The 16,548-nt window shown below is 58.1% G+C and carries 11 protein-coding genes; 6 read left to right on the top strand and 5 right to left on the bottom strand.

The window, feature by feature from the left end; translation table 11 throughout:
• Positions 1 to 40: 40 nt before the first annotated feature.
• The 3 genes from creD to lysS all read left to right on the top strand — a co-directional run bounded on the left by creD (position 41) and on the right by lysS (position 4,137).
• Positions 41 to 1,423 carry a cell envelope integrity protein CreD gene (gene creD / locus H8L67_RS05920; RefSeq protein ID WP_220378944.1) on the top strand — a complete coding sequence of 461 codons (1,383 nt, stop codon included), beginning with the start codon at positions 41 to 43 and terminating at the stop codon, positions 1,421 to 1,423.
• A gap of 34 nt (positions 1,424 to 1,457) precedes the next feature.
• Positions 1,458 to 2,586 (top strand): peptide chain release factor 2 gene (gene prfB / locus H8L67_RS05915; RefSeq protein ID WP_220378943.1). Its coding sequence is split into 2 segments (ribosomal slippage): positions 1,458 to 1,532 and positions 1,534 to 2,586, totalling 1,128 coding nucleotides; the frame shifts between segments, so codons are not numbered across the junction.
• 42 nt (positions 2,587 to 2,628) lie between these two features.
• Positions 2,629 to 4,137 carry a lysine--tRNA ligase gene (lysS, locus tag H8L67_RS05910; RefSeq protein ID WP_220378942.1) on the top strand — a complete coding sequence of 503 codons (1,509 nt, stop codon included), beginning with the start codon at positions 2,629 to 2,631 and terminating at the stop codon, positions 4,135 to 4,137.
• Between the two features lie 32 nt (positions 4,138 to 4,169).
• Here lysS and H8L67_RS05905 read toward each other — a convergent pair whose 3' ends face one another.
• A complete protein-coding gene (locus H8L67_RS05905; RefSeq protein WP_220378941.1) occupies positions 4,170 to 5,834 on the bottom strand; it encodes an AMP-binding protein in 1,665 nt (554 codons plus the stop codon).
• 149 nt (positions 5,835 to 5,983) lie between these two features.
• Positions 5,984 to 8,740 carry an aconitate hydratase AcnA gene (gene acnA, locus H8L67_RS05900; protein WP_220378940.1) on the bottom strand — a complete coding sequence of 919 codons (2,757 nt, stop codon included), beginning with the start codon at positions 8,738 to 8,740 and terminating at the stop codon, positions 5,984 to 5,986.
• A gap of 186 nt (positions 8,741 to 8,926) precedes the next feature.
• Here acnA and acnB point away from each other — a divergent pair, with 186 nt between their 5' ends.
• The gene (gene acnB / locus H8L67_RS05895) at positions 8,927 to 11,521 is read left to right on the top strand and encodes a bifunctional aconitate hydratase 2/2-methylisocitrate dehydratase (protein ID WP_220378939.1); all 2,595 of its coding nucleotides are present in this window, start codon (positions 8,927 to 8,929) and stop codon (positions 11,519 to 11,521) included.
• A 53-nt stretch (positions 11,522 to 11,574) separates the two neighbouring features.
• Here the strand turns inward: acnB and hflD are convergent, their stop codons facing one another.
• Genes hflD through H8L67_RS05880 form a run of 3 tightly spaced genes read right to left on the bottom strand, consistent with a single transcriptional unit; the run spans position 11,575 to position 13,797 of the window.
• Complete coding sequence (hflD, locus tag H8L67_RS05890; RefSeq protein WP_255555844.1) at positions 11,575 to 12,177, bottom strand: high frequency lysogenization protein HflD; 603 nt, start codon at positions 12,175 to 12,177, stop codon at positions 11,575 to 11,577.
• Between the two features lie 49 nt (positions 12,178 to 12,226).
• A complete protein-coding gene (mnmA, locus tag H8L67_RS05885) occupies positions 12,227 to 13,336 on the bottom strand; it encodes a tRNA 2-thiouridine(34) synthase MnmA (protein WP_220378938.1) in 1,110 nt (369 codons plus the stop codon).
• Positions 13,333 to 13,797: an NUDIX hydrolase gene (locus tag H8L67_RS05880; RefSeq protein WP_220378937.1), complete on the bottom strand. Its 465-nt coding sequence runs from the start codon at positions 13,795 to 13,797 to the stop codon at positions 13,333 to 13,335. The genes mnmA and H8L67_RS05880 overlap by 4 nt, the downstream gene beginning before the upstream one ends.
• A gap of 81 nt (positions 13,798 to 13,878) precedes the next feature.
• On the opposite strand from H8L67_RS05880, the gene clpS reads away from it, so the two are divergent.
• On the top strand, positions 13,879 to 14,193 hold the full coding sequence (gene clpS, locus H8L67_RS05875) for an ATP-dependent Clp protease adapter ClpS (protein WP_220378936.1): 315 nt from the start codon (positions 13,879 to 13,881) through the stop codon (positions 14,191 to 14,193).
• A gap of 43 nt (positions 14,194 to 14,236) precedes the next feature.
• On the top strand, positions 14,237 to 16,531 hold the full coding sequence (clpA, locus tag H8L67_RS05870; RefSeq protein ID WP_220378935.1) for an ATP-dependent Clp protease ATP-binding subunit ClpA: 2,295 nt from the start codon (positions 14,237 to 14,239) through the stop codon (positions 16,529 to 16,531).
• The last annotated feature ends 17 nt before the right edge of the window (positions 16,532 to 16,548 follow it).

The following is a 16,548-nucleotide window of genomic DNA, read 5'->3' as shown; positions in this document are numbered from 1 at the left end:
TTGCGCGATGGTGGCGTCAGTCCCGGGATGGAGTGGTGCGATGCAGCTGTTTTTGAAAGCGGTGATGATTTTCTTTGTCACGATAGTGATCGTGATTGCGCTGGCGTTGATCGGCGATGTGGTGCGTGATCGTCAGGATTATCGTGCGCAGGCGATCCAGGACATCGCTGCCAATGTCGGCAATGCGCAGACCTTTGCCGGTCCCGTGTTGGTTCTGCCTTATGTGGAAACTCGCGTGGTCACAGAGACAGATCAAAACGGCAAGTCCGTTCTCAAGCAGATTCGGACCGACAAGCGCCAATACATTTTTCCCACACGTCTGACCGTCTCCGGATCGCTACCGACCGGAGAGCGTGCGCGCGGAATGCACAAAGTTCGCGTTTATGAGTGGAAGGGTCACGCCACCGCGCAATTCAACACACAACTTGCGGCCGATGATGCCAGCGTTCAGCGCACTTTCTCGAAACCGTGGTTGAGCTACGAGCTCAGCGATCCACAAGGGCTTCAAGGCGTGCCGTCCCTCACCATCAACGGTGTGTCCACCGTGGTGCGTCCGGGAGCGGGCTTCCGTTCGGGCAACGGTATTCACATCACGATGGCGGCACCGAAGCCGGGCGATCACTTGACGTTTGATGCGGCGCTGACGATTGCCCTTCGCGGCACGCAAAGCTTCTCCGTGTTGCCCTTGGGCGACGATAACCGGATTGATCTGCCCTCCGATTGGAACGCCCCGAAGTTTGTCGGCGCCTCGCCCGAACAGGACAGGGTCGCCAAAGGATTCGCCGCACATTGGCGTGTCAGCGCATTGTCGGTAAACGCACAGGATCCCTTCATTCTTGGCAAGTCCGTGTCGCAGCGTCCCGACCTTCCGGATTCGTCCAATATTGAGACCGACGTTCCGGGACGCATCAGCGTGGTCTTCATCGACCCGGTGGACGCCTATGCGAGCACGGCACGCGCTGTGAAGTACGGCCTGTTGTTTTTGGCGGTCACGTTCGCAGGCTTCTTCCTGTTCGAATTCATGAAACGTGCGCCAATTCACCCCATCCAATATTTGTTGGTGGGACTTGCGATGGCGATCTTCTTCCTGCTGTTGCTGTCTTTCGGTGAGCACGTGACTTTCGGATTGTCGTATCTCGTCGCGGCGATCGCCTGTGTCGGCTTGATTTCCTGGTATTTGGCCGGCGTCCTAGGCAGTTGGAAAGCCGCCTTCGGCTTCAGTGCGCTCTTGGCCGCCCTGTACGGTGTCTTGTATGGCGTCCTGATCTCCGAAGACAACGCCTTGATCATGGGCTCGGCGCTCTTGTTCGTTCTGCTCGCGGCCATCATGACCCTCACGCGCAAGGTTGATTGGTACGCGGTTTCCAAGCCTTCCAGCGGCTGGAAGGGCCTGTTTGGCAGCCAGTCCGAGACGCGAAAATGATAGAATCGCGGGTCATTTACCCTGATCCGACACCATGATCGAACTCAATCCCATCCGAGCCCGCATCGGCGATCTCATTGATCGCCTTGATGCGCTCCGGGGGTTTCTTTGACTACGATGCCAAGCGTGAACGCCTGGAAGAAGTAGAACGCGAACTGGAGAACCCCGACGTTTGGAATGACGCGGAGCGCGCGCAAGCGCTCGGACGCGAGCGTTCCCAACTCGACAAAACCGTCAACGGCCTTCGCGACCTGAAAGAAGGGTTGGGCGGCGCGGGCGAACTGCTCGACTTGGCCGAAATGGAAGCCGACGAAGACACCGCCTTGGCTGTCGTGGACGACGTCAATCGCTTTGAGAAAGGCGTTGAACAGCTCGAGTTCCAACGGATGTTTTCCGGCAAGATGGATTCCACCAACGCCTTCGTCGATATCCAAGCGGGGGCCGGCGGTACCGAAGCGCAGGATTGGGCGGAAATCCTGTTGCGCATGTACTTGCGTTGGGCCGAGTCGCGCGGTTGGAAAACTGAGTTGTTGGAAGTCAGCGGCGGCGACGTCGCGGGCATCAAGTCGGCCACGTTCCGTGTTGAAGGTGACTTTGCCTACGGTTGGTTGAAAACTGAAATCGGTGTCCACCGCCTGGTGCGGAAATCGCCGTTCGATTCTGACAACCGTCGACATACCAGCTTCACCAGCGTGTTCGTCTCGCCGGAAGTGGACGATTCCTTCGAGATTGACATCAATCCGGCCGATTTGCGCACCGACGTTTACCGCTCTTCCGGTGCCGGTGGTCAGCACGTGAACAAAACCGAGTCAGCAGTGCGGATCACGCACATTCCGACCAACACCGTGGTCGCATGTCAAACCGAGCGCAGTCAGCACGCCAACCGCGATCGCGCAATGAAGATGCTGGCCGCGAAGTTGTACGAACTGGAAATGCAGAAGCGCAATGCCGAGCGCGATGCGTTGGAAGCCACCAAGTCCGATGTGGGCTGGGGTAGCCAAATCCGCAACTACGTGCTCGATCAATCACGCATCAAAGACCTGCGTACCGGCGTTGAAAGAACGGATACGCAAAAGGTGTTGGACGGCGATTTGGACGAATTCGTCGAAGCGAGCTTGAAGTCGGGTCTGGATGCCGGCGCCAAACGCTCGGATATGGTCTGATTGGATCGTCGAGCCCCGAAACATCGCGTTGGAAAGCCAAACATGAACGAAACACCCGAACAGCACCTCGACGAAAACGCACTGATCGCAGAGCGTCGCGGCAAGTTGAATCTCTTGCGCGGTCAGGGCATTGCCTATCCGAACGATTTCCGTCGTCAAGAACACGCCGGTGATCTGCAGTCCGAATATGCGGACGCTGAAAAGTGGACGGGTGAAGCGCTGGAAGCCACGGGCCGCAAAGTCGCCATCGCCGGACGCATGATGGCCAAGCGTGTCATGGGCAAAGCGGCATTCGCCCAGATTCAAGACGTCACGGGGCGCATTCAATTGTTCTTGCAGTCCTCGACCCTGGGCGATACGTACGACGCGTTCAAGACCTGGGATGTCGGCGACATCATTGCAGGGCAGGGGACGTTGATGCGTACCAAGACCGGTGAGCTGTCGGTGAAGATCGAATCGCTGCGCCTCTTGACCAAATCCCTTCGTCCGTTGCCCGACAAGTGGCATGGCCTGGCGGATGTCGAGCAGCGCTATCGTCAACGCTATGTGGATCTGATTGTCACTCCGGAATCGCGTGATGTGTTCGTCGCGCGTTCGCGCATCATTGCGTCGATGCGTCGCTGGCTCGATGAGCGTCGTTTTCTGGAAGTCGAAACGCCGATGATGCATTACATTGCCGGCGGCGCGACGGCGAAGCCGTTTACCACGCACCACAACGCACTGGATCTCGATTTGTTCCTGCGCGTGGCACCCGAGCTTTATTTGAAGCGCTTGGTGGTGGGTGGCTTCGACCGGGTGTACGAAATCAATCGGAACTTCCGCAACGAAGGTGTCAGCACCCGACACAATCCCGAATTCACCATGCTCGAACTCTACGAAGCCTATGTGGGCTACGAAGAGGTGATGGATCTGACCGAAGCCCTGATTCGTCATGCCGCGAACGACGCCATGGGCACCGCCAACATGACTTGGGAAGGCCGCGAGATTGATCTTGGCAAACCTTTCCGCCGTTGGAAATTGGAAGAAGCGGTTCGTGAATTGAATCCCGAAATCAGCGTTGAGGATTGCCGCGACCGCGACGCATTGGCGGCGCACTGCGCCCGCCTCAAAGTTGGCGTGAAACCGGGCCATGGCTGGGGCAAGCTGCTGCTGGAAATTTTTGAGAAGACCGTGGAAGGCGGATTGATCCAACCGACCTTCATCACCCATTATCCGGTGGAAGTGTCACCGCTCGCTCGCGAATCCGATACCGAAGCGGGCATCACCGATCGGTTCGAGTTGTTCATCGGCGGCAAAGAAATCGCCAACGGCTTTTCCGAACTCAATGACCCGGAAGACCAGGCCGCGCGATTCAAGTCACAGGTCGAAGCCAAAGACGCGGGTGACGATGAGGCGATGCATTTCGATGCGGACTATATCCGCGCATTGGAAGTCGGCTTGCCGCCGACTGGCGGTCTCGGTATCGGTATCGACCGACTGGTGATGTTGTTGACCGATCGCGCGTCGATCCGGGACGTGTTGCTGTTCCCGTATATGCGCCCGGAGCACTGAACCACAGTGCCATCGGGCGCGTCAGGCATTGATCAGCGCAGCTCCCGGCGCAGAATCTTGCCCACGTTGGTCTTCGGCAGTTCGTCGCGGAACTCGACAATGTGCGGACGCTTGTAGCCGGTCAGCTTGTCTTTCGCGAAGGCTTTGACGTCCTCCGCGGTCAGCGACGGATCCTTTTTGACGATGACCACCTTGACGGTTTCGCCTGAGCGTTCATCCGGCGCGCCAACGGCCGCGACTTCGGCAATACCGGGCATCGCCGCCAGAACGTCTTCGATCTCGTTCGGATACACATTGAAGCCAGACACCAGGATCATGTCCTTCTTGCGGTCGACGATGTACGCATAGCCACTGGATTCGATACGGGCGATATCGCCCGTGTGCAGCCAGCCATCCGCGTCCATGACTTTGTCGGTCTCGTCTTGGCGCTGCCAGTAACCGGCCATGACTTGGGGCCCTTTGACGCACAGCTCGCCAACGGCCACGCCGTCGTTGGGCAGCACGTTGCCGTCGTCATCCTTGATGCAGATGTCGGTTGAAGGTACCGGCAGACCAATCGAGCCGCTGTACTCCTTGAGGTCCAAGGGATTGATGCAGACGGCGGGCGAGGTTTCGGTCAGTCCATAAGCCTCGGCCAGCGTGCAGCCGGTGAGCTGTTTCCAACGTTCGGCCACACTGCGTTGCACGGCCATACCGCCGCCCAAGGTCAAATGCAGGTGCGAGAAGTCGACGGTGTCGAAATCCTTGGCATTGAGCAGTCCGTTGAACAGCGTGTTCACACCTGTGAGGGCGGTGAACTTGTGCTTCTTCAATTCCTTGACGAAGCCCGGCATGTCTCGCGGATTGGTGATCAAGACGTTCTTCGAACCGAGTTCGAAGAACACCAGTCCGTTCGCGGTCAACGCGAAGATGTGATACAGCGGCAATGCCGTGATGATGATTTCCTTGCCCACTTCGGCATACGGCGCGACCCAGGCGCCCGCCTGCAGCATGTTGGAAATCAAGTTGCGATGCGTCAGCATTGCCCCCTTGGCGACGCCGGTGGTGCCACCGGTGTATTGAAGAAAGGCCAAGTCCGTGTTGACGACCGGCACCGGATCGACCGACTGCCCCGCACCTTTTGCCAATGCATCTTTGAAGCGGATGGCCTCCGGAATGCGGAAGGCAGGCACCATCTTCTTAACGTGCTTCACCACGAAATTGACGATCAAACCCTTGAAACCGAGCAAATCGCCCAAGCCCGTGGTGATGACGTGCTTGATGGCAGTGTTTGCCAACACCTCGGAAACGACGGCACCGAAATTGTCGACAACGACAATGGCGGCCGCGCCGGAATCCTTCATCTGATGTTCGAGCTCGCGCGCCGTGTACAGCGGATTGACATTGACCACGGTCAAACCCGCACGCAGGATCCCGAAAGTGGCAATCGGTTGTTGGAGACAGTTCGGCATCATGACCGCCACCCGATCCCCTTTCTTCAATCCCAGGGTCTTTTGCAGGAACGCAGCAAATTTGTCCGCTTCGCGATCGAACTCCGCGTAGGTGAGGCTTTTGCCCATGCACTCGAAGCATTCCTTGTCGCCGTGCTTGGCAATGGCGGCGTTGACCATCTCATTGATCGAGCTGTACTTATCCGGATCGATCGTGTGCGGAACGTCCGCCGGATAGTTCTGCAACCAAGGACGATCAATGCTCATCAATTCACCTGCGTAGAGTGTGCGTTCAACAACGATTCATTGATTTGACCACGCTCGCGCGGTTCCGGCAAGCGATGCCGATGGTGCGTTGCCGCATATGAAAACGGCGCACCCGGATGCGCCGTTTTCGACTTGATTCTTCGATGCAATCAGACGGATTTCGATGCGAGTTGACGCAAAACGTATTGAAGCAACCCGCCGTTCTTGAAGTACTCGACTTCCTTCGGCGTCAGCAGCAACACCGAGACGTCGAAAGACTTCCGGCTGCCATCGGCTCGCGTGGCGGTAACGGTGGCCGTATTCGATTCGCCGTTCTTCAAGCCCGAGATGTCGATCGTCTCACTGCCATCGAGCCCCAGGCTCTGTGCGTTTTCACCCGCTTTGAATTGCAAGGGCAATACACCCATGCCAACCAAATTCGAGCGATGGATGCGTTCGAACGATTCGGCGATCACTGCTTTGATGCCGAGCAAGTTGGTCCCTTTGGCGGCCCAGTCACGCGAAGAGCCTGTGCCGTATTCCTTTCCGGCAAAAACCACCAAAGGCACGTTGTCAGCCTTGTACTTCATTGCCGCATCGTAGATCGGCAGCTTTTCACCGACGGCTTGATTTGCGCCGAAATACAGGGTGTTTCCGCCTTCTTCGCCGCCCATCATCAAATTCTTGATACGGATGTTGGCAAATGTGCCGCGGACCATCACGTCGTCGTTGCCGCGGCGTGAGCCGTAGCTGTTGAAGTCCGCAGGTTGCACACCGCGCGCGATCAGGAATTGCCCGGCAGGTGAATCTTTCTTGATATTGCCCGCGGGTGAAATGTGGTCGGTGGTGATTGAATCACCAAAAATGCCCATGACGCGTGCGCCGGCCAAATCATCAATGGTGCCGACTTCCATGGTCATGCCGTCGAAGTAGGGCGGATTCTTGATGTAGGTTGAACTGTCGTCCCAAGCGAAAATTCCGCCTGCCGGCGACGCGACTTCATTCCAACGGCTATCCCCTTTGAAGACATCGGCGTAGTTCTGCTTGAACATTTCAGGACCGATGGTTGCCGCGATGACATCGCCGATTTCCTTGTTGCTCGGCCAGATGTCGCGCAGATACACCGGCTTTCCATCGCTTCCGTGGCCAAGCGGCTCGGTGCTCAAGTCGATATCGACAGTTCCGGCAATGGCAAACGCAACCACCAGTGGCGGCGAGGCCAGGTAGTTCATCTTCACCTCGGGGTGCACGCGCCCTTCGAAGTTGCGGTTGCCCGACAACACCGACGCCACCACCAAATCATTCTCGGCGATACCCGCGCTGACGGCCTGGGGCAGCGGCCCCGAGTTGCCGATGCAGGTCGTGCAGCCATAGCCGACCACAAAGAAACCGAGTTTTTCCAGATCGTCCAGTACACCTGCCTTGCGCAAGTAATCGGTCACAACCAGCGAACCCGGGCCAAGTGAAGTCTTCACCCAAGGCGCCGCCTTCAGCCCTTTGGCAGCCGCATTTCGCGCGAGCAGGCCAGCACCCAACATCACGGCAGGGTTCGACGTATTGGTGCATGAGGTGATGGCCGCGATCACCACCGAACCGTCTTTCAATTCGTGTTCGCCATCCGTGAGTTGGATTCGGGAAATGGGTTTCGCCGCGAGTCGCTCTGCCTGCGGTTGATCGCCACCCTCGGCGTCCATTCGCTTGATGGCCGAGTTGGTGACTTTGCGATGCTCGGTCAGCGGGCCCACGCATTCGTTGTAGTTGGTTTTCAGGTCGCTAAGCAGAACACGGTCTTGCGGGCGCTTCGGGCCGGCCAGTGAGGGGAGCACCGTTGCCATGTCGAGCATCAAGGTACTGCTGTATTCCGCTTGCGGCGAGTCCGCGTTGTGCCACATGCCTTGTGCTTTCGCGTAAGCCTCGACCAAAGCGATGTGCGCTTCGTCGCGTCCGGAAAGACGCAAGTAGCTCAGTGCTTCCGCATCAATGGGGAAGATGCCGCAAGTGGCGCCGTATTCCGGTGCCATGTTGGCAATGGTCGCGCGATCCGCAAGCGGAAGATGCTGCAGGCCATCGCCGAAAAACTCGACAAACTTGCCGACGACACCATGTGCGCGCAGCATTTGCGTGACGGTTAGGACGAGGTCGGGGGCGGTGGCGCCTTCCGGCAACTTGCCCGTCAACTTGAAGCCCACGACTTGTGGAATCAGCATGGATGACGGCTGCCCCAACATGGCCGCTTCCGCCTCGATGCCGCCGACACCCCAGCCCAACACGCCGATCCCGTTGATCATGGTGGTGTGACTGTCAGTGCCGTACACCGTGTCCGGGAATGCGTGCAACTCACTATCGATGTCGCGGGCCATCACCACACGTGCCAGATGTTCCAGATTGACTTGGTGGACGATTCCCGTCGCCGGGGGAACCACCTTGAAGTCGGTAAACGCTTTTTGGCCCCAGCGCAGGAAGCTGTATCGCTCTTTGTTGCGGTCGAACTCGATCTTGGCGTTCAAATCCAAGGCATCGGCGCGACCGTAAACGTCCACCTGCACCGAGTGGTCAATCACCAATTCGGAGGGAATTTGCGGATTGATTTGTTCGGGCCGGCCGCCGAGTTTGGTCACGGCATCGCGCATCGCGGCAAGATCCACCACACAGGGGACGCCGGTGAAGTCTTGCAGGACAACACGGGCGGGCATGAAAGCGATTTCCGTGTCGGGCTCTTTGGACGGCACCCACTTGGCCACCGCCTCGATGTGTTCGGGGCCGACAGTGACGCCACCATCCTCATGTCGCAGCAGATTCTCGAGAAGGATCTTCATCGCATAGGGGAGCCGGGCGATGTCAAACCGTTCGCCGAGTTTCGGCAAGCTGTGATAGGCGTATTTCTTGCCGTTCACTTCCAGGTGGGTTTGCGTCTTGAAGCTGTCCATCCAAAGGGCTCCCAAGTCAAAAGCCGAGTATGAACCCGCGCCCATACAGGAAGTGTGAGAAGCGCGTTTGACCTTGTTTTTCAAGGGATTTATGAGGTCGCGCGACTTGCTTGAAAGTGCGTATTCAGCTACAATCGGCGGCTGGCCAGCCGCGCTTTTCGCGGGGCAATTACGCAGGGAAAGTCTATGCTCAGCTCCTATCGTCAACACGTCGCCGAACGCGCAGCGCTCGGTATCCCGCCGCTGCCTTTGACAGCCCAACAGACCGCGGAATTGGTCGAGCTCATCAAAAATTCGCCGGCGGGCGAGGGTGAGGCGCTGGTCGAACTCATTACCCATCGTGTGCCTGCAGGTGTTGACGACGCGGCGAAAGTGAAAGCATCCTACTTGGCGGCGATCGCGCACGGCAGCGAAAGCACGCCGTTGATTTCCCGTACCCGCGCTACCGAACTGTTGGGCACGATGCTCGGCGGATACAACATCCATCCGCTCATCGAACTCCTCGATGATGCCGAAGTCGGCGAAACCGCCGCGAATGCGCTCAAGCACACCTTGCTGATGTTTGACGCGTTCCATGACGTGCAAGTCAAAGCCGAGGCGGGCAACGCCCATGCCAAAGCCGTGATGCAAAGCTGGGCGGATGCGGAATGGTTCACCAGCAAGCCGGAAGTGCCTGAATCGATGACGGTCACGGTTTTCAAGGTGCCGGGTGAAACCAACACCGACGATTTGTCGCCTGCGCCCGATGCCACCACGCGCCCCGACATCCCGTTGCATGCCCTTGCCATGCTCAAAAACAAGCGCGAAAACGCGCCTTTTGTACCCGAAGAAGACGGCAAACGCGGCCCGATTGCGTTGATCCAGGAACTGAAGGAAAAAGGTCATTTGGTCGCCTACGTCGGTGACGTGGTCGGTACGGGTTCCTCACGCAAGTCCGCGACCAACTCGGTGCTGTGGTGGACGGGCGAAGACATTCCTTTCATTCCGAACAAGCGGTTCGGCGGCGTGTGCCTGGGCTCGAAGATCGCACCGATTTTCTACAACACGATGGAAGACGCCGGCGCCTTGCCGATCGAACTCGACGTGTCGAACATGAACCTCGGTGATGTGATCGAACTTCGACCGTACGAAGGCAAGGCTTTGAAGGACGGCAATGTCATTGCCGAATTCCAGGTCAAGAGCGACGTCCTGTTCGACGAAGTGCGGGCCGGCGGACGCATTCCGTTGATTATCGGTCGCGGCCTCACCGCCAAAGCACGGGAAGCCTTGGGTTTGCCGGCTTCAACGCTCTTCCGCCTGCCGCAAGCACAAGCCGATTCGGGCAAGGGCTTCACGTTGGCGCAGAAGATGGTCGGTCGCGCCTGCGGTCTGCCGGAAGGCACGGGTGTTCGCCCGGGTACCTATTGCGAACCGCGTATGACGTCGGTCGGTTCGCAAGACACCACCGGTCCGATGACCCGTGATGAATTGAAAGATTTGGCCTGCCTCGGCTTCTCGGCCGATCTCGTCATGCAGTCGTTCTGCCATACAGCGGCTTATCCGAAGCCCGTCGATGTCAAAACGCACCACACGCTGCCGGACTTCATCAGCACGCGCGGCGGCATTTCGTTGCGCCCGGGCGACGGCATCATCCATAGCTGGTTGAACCGCATGTTGCTGCCGGACACCGTCGGCACCGGCGGTGACTCGCATACCCGTTTCCCGGTGGGCATTTCGTTCCCCGCCGGTTCGGGCTTGGTTGCCTTCGCGGCGGCGACGGGTGTGATGCCTTTGGATATGCCCGAGTCTGTGTTGGTCCGCTTCACGGGCAAAATGCAACCGGGCGTCACGCTGCGTGACCTCGTGCATGCCATTCCGCTCTACGCCATCAAGCAAGGTCTGTTGACGGTGGAAAAGCAAGGCAAGAAAAACATCTTCTCCGGCCGCATTCTGGAAATCGAAGGTCTGCCGACCTTGAAGATCGAGCAAGCGTTTGAATTGGCTGACGCATCCGCGGAACGTTCCGCTGCTGCGTGTACCGTGAAGTTGGATCAAGCACCGATCATTGAATACCTCAACAGCAACATCACGCTGCTGAAGTGGATGATCGCTGAAGGCTATTCGGACGCACGTTCCTTGCAACGTCGCATCGACAAAATGCAGCAGTGGGTCGACAACCCGCAATTGCTTGAAGCCGACCGTGATGCCGAATACGCCGCGACCATCGAGATCAACTTGGATGAGATCGTCGAGCCGATCGTCTGCTGCCCGAACGATCCGGATGATGCAAAAACACTGTCCGATGTGGCGGGCGCAAATATCGATGAAGTGTTCATCGGTTCGTGCATGACCAACATCGGCCATTTCCGTGCCGCCGCGAAGTTGTTGGAAGGCAAGCGTGATATCCCGACTCGTTTGTGGGTTGCGCCGCCGACCAAAATGGACGCCCAGCAGCTCACCGATGAAGGCCACTACGGTACCTTCGGTGCCGCCGGTGCCCGCATGGAAATGCCCGGCTGCTCCTTGTGCATGGGCAACCAAGCACAGGTGCGCGAAGGTGCCACAGTGATGTCCACCAGCACCCGCAACTTCCCGAACCGACTGGGCAAGAACAGCAATGTCTATCTGGGTTCTGCGGAACTCGCCGCCATTTGTTCACGCCTGGGTCGCATTCCCACCCGCGCCGAATACCTGGCGGACATCGGCGTCGTGAATGAAAGCGGTGACACCATCTACCGTTACATGAACTTCGATCAGATGCCCGAATACCGCGCTATCGCAGACGGCGTCAAAGCCGCCTGATGCAAAAAAGCCCGCCTTTAAGGCGGGCTTTTTTTTACATCGTGCGGGTAGGATCAGAGCTTTTCCGCAATAGCCGCGGCCATTGCCGGGCGTTTGAACAGGAAATCCAGCGTCGACCCACCCAACTGCCGCCACAGAACGGCAGAGCGCAAGGCCGCGAGCAGGATCGCGCGGATTTCATCGACGACGTGGTCTTGCGCCAAGTAGTGCGGATTGCCTTGCACCATCACGCGCGGCTTGAGCGGGCTGATATGGGTGGCGTAGATGCTGGCGAAAGCCTTGATCACTTCGGGCGACGCATATCCCTCGGCGTTGGCCGGTCGCGGTACCGCCAAGATGGCCTCACGGACATCTTCCATCACGGCGTGGTTGCGTGAAAACGTCCGCTCAAGCGCCATCACTGCCATGGCCAAGCGAGTGAAATTCGGATCGGTATTGCCTTCACTGAGTTGCTGACGCAATCGGGTCAAACCGGGTCGTATCTCATGCCGATTGCCGTAAACGGACTCGACATTCGCCGCGTCGATGGCAAAAACGCTGCCCATCAAGGTCCGCATGGCAGCGTGATCGGAGTGACCCGTGTCGGCGATTTTGCGCACGATCTGCACCGCCTGTGCCAAGCCACCCAATGCCAGAACGCGTGAATCCATGCTCATGCCGCGAAACGCTCCAATTGAATTGAAAAACTGCGCTCAAGGATACCCGTCACACTGCCAACGCATCCGGAACGGGCGCATCGATCCGCGCGATGACGGCACCCCCAAGACAAATATCGTTGTCGTACAGAACCAACGATTGTCCCGGCGTTACGGCGCGTTGCGGTTCGAAGAAGCGCGCACACACGGTGCCATCGTCGTTCACTTGAACGCGGCAGGCTTGGGGGGCTTGGCGGTAGCGTGTTTGCGCCAAGCACTCGAACGTCGTTGCTGGCGCCGCACCGGCAATCCAATGCATGGTTTCCGTATCAACGACGTTGCTCATCATCCACTTCGAATCGTGGCCTTGATCCACCACGAGGATGTTGCGTGCCACGTCCTTGCCGACGACATACCAAGGCGCCTGATCGCGACCGCGGACGCCGCCAAGCTGGAGGCCACCGCGTTGTCCCAAGGTATGGAAGTACACACCGTGATGTGTGCCAAGCGTGACACCGGACGGATCTTTGATCTCCCCGTCTTGCATGGGCAAATAGGTGGATAGAAAGTCACGGAAATCGCGCTCACCAATAAAGCAAATACCCGTGGAGTCTTTTTTGGCGGCGGTCGGCAATCCCGCTTCGCGGGCAAGCTCGCGGACTTCAGTTTTTTCGATCTCGCCCAATGGGAAGAGCGTTGCATCCAATTGCGCCTCACCCAACTGATGCAAAAAATAGGATTGGTCCTTGCTGGCATCCGTGGCACGCGCGAGCCGCGCCCGGCCGTTGTTGCGGACCACCCGGGCATAGTGGCCGGTGGCAATGCGAGAGGCCCCCAAGGCCAACGCCGCGTCCAGAAAATGTTTGAACTTCACTTCGCGGTTGCACAGCACATCCGGGTTAGGGGTTCGGCCGGCGGCATATTCCGACAGGAAGTGCTTGAACACGCCTTCCATGTACTCGTTGGAGAAATCCCGGAAGTGAATGGGAATGCCCAATCGACCGCAGACAGCGACCGCGTCTTTTCGGTCGTCTTCCGCGCGACACAATCCGCTGCCGTCATCGGCCCAGTTCTGCATGAACAGTCCGGCGACCGAAACGCCTTGTCGCTGCAAGAGCAGCGCGGCAACCGAGGAGTCCACACCGCCTGAGACGCCGACAATGACGTCGGATCCGCTCATGGCACAAACACCAGCATGTCGAGCGGCAGGACGCGACCGGCCCTCGCATCATCGATGACCTTCTGAACCAACGGGCTACGGTGCCGCGGCATTTCAGCCTGAAGTTGCTCCGGGCTCATCCATGTCGCACGCACAATCCCTTTATCGAGTGTGCGTGATTCGACCAGCGCAACGGGTTCCGCCAAAAAGGCGAAGCGCAAATAATGGCGTCCGGTTTCAGTGGCCTTCCATTGATAGGCGCCCACGAAACCGGTTAGGCGAACATCCCAGCCGGTCTCTTCGCGGGTCTCGCGCAATGCCGCGTCACACAAGCTTTCGTCGGGCTCCAAATGCCCCGCAGGTTGATTGATGACACAGCGCCCGGATGCCATTTCTTCCACCATCAAGTACTGCCCATCGCGTTCGACGATGGTCGCGACGGTGACGTCGGGTTGCCAGAAACGACCTTCGCGATATGTCATGCACTGCCTTGTGGAACTTGGAGGGATTATTGTTCCACGCTTGGCAGGGCTTGTCTCCCTGCTTTTTTCTATAATTGGGGCATGCCTACAGAACGCCAATCCGACCATGAAATCGCCGTGCAGACCGGCAAGCCTGAGACTGCGCCGCCGCCCCGGTTCGCCGTCTTGATGATGAACGACGACTTCACACCGATGGACTTCGTCATCGACGTCCTCATGCGGTTCTTCAACATGAATATCGAACTCGCCACGCAGGTCATGTTGCGCGTGCATACCGAGGGCTCGGCGGTGTGCGGGCTGTATTCCCGCGACGTGGCCGAAACCAAGGTCGCGCAGGTGAACGAATACGCCCAGGCAAACCAGCATCCCTTGTTGTCGAGGGTGGAAAAAGCGTAGCGTCATCCCCATAACATCCGGTATTCGCTTCTAGGGGCAAAATATGTTCTCCAAAGACTTTGAACAAACCATCGCGCAGTGCTACCGGAATGCGCGCCAACAACGGCATGAGCTGATCACCGTCGAGCACTTGCTGCGTGAGTTGCTCAGCAATCCCGCCGCACTCGAAGTGCTGACGGCGTGCAAGGCAAACGTCGAAGAGCTGCGTGCGCAGTTGGTCATCGCGATCCAAAACTCGGTGGACGTCATGCCTGCCGGTGATGACAGCCGCGATTCAAAACCTACGCTTGGGTTCCAACGCGTATTGCAGCGTGCGGTTTACCACGTGCAATCCTCCGGCCGGCAAGAGGTCACCGGTGCGAATGTGCTGGTCGCGATCTTCGGCGAAAAAGATTCCCACGCCGTCTATTTGCTGGCGCAGCAGGGTGTAACCCGGCTTGATGTGGTCAATTACATCTCTCACGGCATGTCCAAGCAAGATGAGCAGTCCCAGGAAGGCGGCGGCGAGTCCGGTGAAGGCGAGGGCAGTGGTGAACCCGGAGAGCGTGACCCGCTTGGCGAATTCGCGACGAATCTCAATCAAGCGGCCACTGAAGGACGCATCGATCCTTTGGTGGGCCGAATGGATGAAGTCGAACGTACCATCCAAGTCCTGTGCCGTCGCCGTAAGAACAACCCGTTGTATGTGGGCGAAGCGGGTGTAGGTAAAACGGCGATCGCCGAAGGCTTGGCCAAACGTATAGTCGATGGCGAAGTGCCCGACGTTCTGAAAGACGCCATCATCTTCTCGCTGGATTTGGGCAGTCTGGTGGCGGGTACGAAGTATCGCGGCGATTTCGAGAAACGCTTGAAGGCGGTGTTGTCGGCGCTGAAAAAAGTACCGAACTCGATCCTTTTCATCGACGAGATCCACACGATCATTGGCGCCGGCTCTTCGTCGGGCGGCACCATGGACGCCAGCAATCTGATCAAGCCGGCGCTGTCTTCCGGCGACTTGCGCTGCATCGGGTCCACGACTTATCAGGAATATCGTGGCGTTTTCGAGAAGGATCGCGCCCTGGCACGTCGCTTCCAAAAGATCGACATCGTTGAACCGACGGTCTCGGAAGCGGTGGAAATCTTGCGCGGATTGCGTCCGAAATACGAGGCTCACCACGGGGTGAGCTATGCGGACGACTCGATTCAAGCTGCGGTAGATCTCTCGGTCAAACACATCAGTGACCGGCTGTTGCCGGACAAAGCCATTGACGTCATTGACGAGGCGGGTGCACGCCAGCGTTTGCTCGCTTCCGACAAGCGCAAGGCGACTATCGACGTCGAAGAAATCGAAACCATTGTGGCGAAGATGGCGCGCATTCCCGCAAAACAAGTCACAACCAGCGACAAAGATGTGCTGCAGCATTTGGAGCGCAACTTGAAGATGGTGATTTTCGGCCAAGACGCCGCCATCGATACCTTGGCCTCGTCCATCAAGTTGGCGCGTTCGGGCTTGGGTAATCCTGAAAAGCCCATCGGCAGCTTCTTGTTTGCAGGGCCCACCGGTGTGGGCAAAACCGAGGTGACCAAGCAATTGGCGCAGCAACTCGGGATCGAGTTCGTCCGCTTCGATATGAGCGAATACATGGAACCGCATTCGGTCAGCCGTTTGATCGGTGCGCCTCCGGGTTATGTCGGTTTCGATCAGGGCGGGCTATTGACGGAAAAAATCGTCAAGACACCGCATTGCGTCTTGTTGTTGGATGAAATCGAGAAAGCCCACCCGGACATCTTCAACATCCTGCTGCAGGTGATGGACCGCGGTGTGCTCACCGACACCAATGGTCGTGAAGCCAATTTCCATAACGTGATTCTGGTCATGACCACGAATGCCGGCGCAGCGCAGGCTGCACGTCGTTCGATCGGCTTCACCCGTCAAGATCACAGCACCGACGCGATGGAAGTCCTGCGCAAGAGCTTCACGCCCGAGTTCCGCAACCGCTTGGATGCTGTGGTGCAATTCCAGCCGCTGGGCTTCGATCACATCTTGCGGGTGGTCGACAAGTTCCTCATCGAACTGGAAGCCTTGTTGCTGGAGAAGCACGTGGCGTTTACCTCGACGCCGGCGGCTCGCGATTGGCTTGCGCAAAATGGCTTCGATCCACTGATGGGCGCCCGCCCGATGGCGCGATTGATCCAAGACAAGGTCAAACGTCCCTTGGCGGACGAATTGCTCTTCGGCCAGCTGATCGACGGCGGATCGGTCACGTTGGATGCCAACGACGACGGTTTGGTGCTCAGCCTCGATCCGCAGACACCGGCGCCCAAGTCGGCGGTGACCGCAGACATCGATCAAACTTGAGCTGAAGTCTCAACCGG

This window comes from Lysobacter soyae, from assembly GCF_019551435.1.
Classification (GTDB): Bacteria; Pseudomonadota; Gammaproteobacteria; order Xanthomonadales; family Xanthomonadaceae; genus Solilutibacter; species Solilutibacter soyae.
This window is presented reverse-complemented; position numbering and strand designations above follow the sequence as displayed.

What these genes read in the sequence shown, in the direction of transcription:
- mnmA (WP_220378938.1), bottom strand. Translation starts at nt 13,336, where the DNA reads ATGAGCGGATCCGACGTCATTGTCGGCGTCTCAGGCGGTGTGGACTCC.
- clpA (WP_220378935.1), top strand. Translation starts at nt 14,237, where the DNA reads ATGTTCTCCAAAGACTTTGAACAAACCATCGCGCAGTGCTACCGGAAT.
- H8L67_RS05905 (WP_220378941.1), bottom strand. Translation starts at nt 5,834, where the DNA reads ATGAGCATTGATCGTCCTTGGTTGCAGAACTATCCGGCGGACGTTCCG.
- acnA (WP_220378940.1), bottom strand. Translation starts at nt 8,740, where the DNA reads ATGGACAGCTTCAAGACGCAAACCCACCTGGAAGTGAACGGCAAGAAA.
- creD (WP_220378944.1), top strand. Translation starts at nt 41, where the DNA reads ATGCAGCTGTTTTTGAAAGCGGTGATGATTTTCTTTGTCACGATAGTG.
- hflD (WP_255555844.1), bottom strand. Translation starts at nt 12,177, where the DNA reads ATGAGCATGGATTCACGCGTTCTGGCATTGGGTGGCTTGGCACAGGCG.
- clpS (WP_220378936.1), top strand. Translation starts at nt 13,879, where the DNA reads ATGCCTACAGAACGCCAATCCGACCATGAAATCGCCGTGCAGACCGGC.
- lysS (WP_220378942.1), top strand. Translation starts at nt 2,629, where the DNA reads ATGAACGAAACACCCGAACAGCACCTCGACGAAAACGCACTGATCGCA.
- acnB (WP_220378939.1), top strand. Translation starts at nt 8,927, where the DNA reads ATGCTCAGCTCCTATCGTCAACACGTCGCCGAACGCGCAGCGCTCGGT.
- H8L67_RS05880 (WP_220378937.1), bottom strand. Translation starts at nt 13,797, where the DNA reads ATGACATATCGCGAAGGTCGTTTCTGGCAACCCGACGTCACCGTCGCG.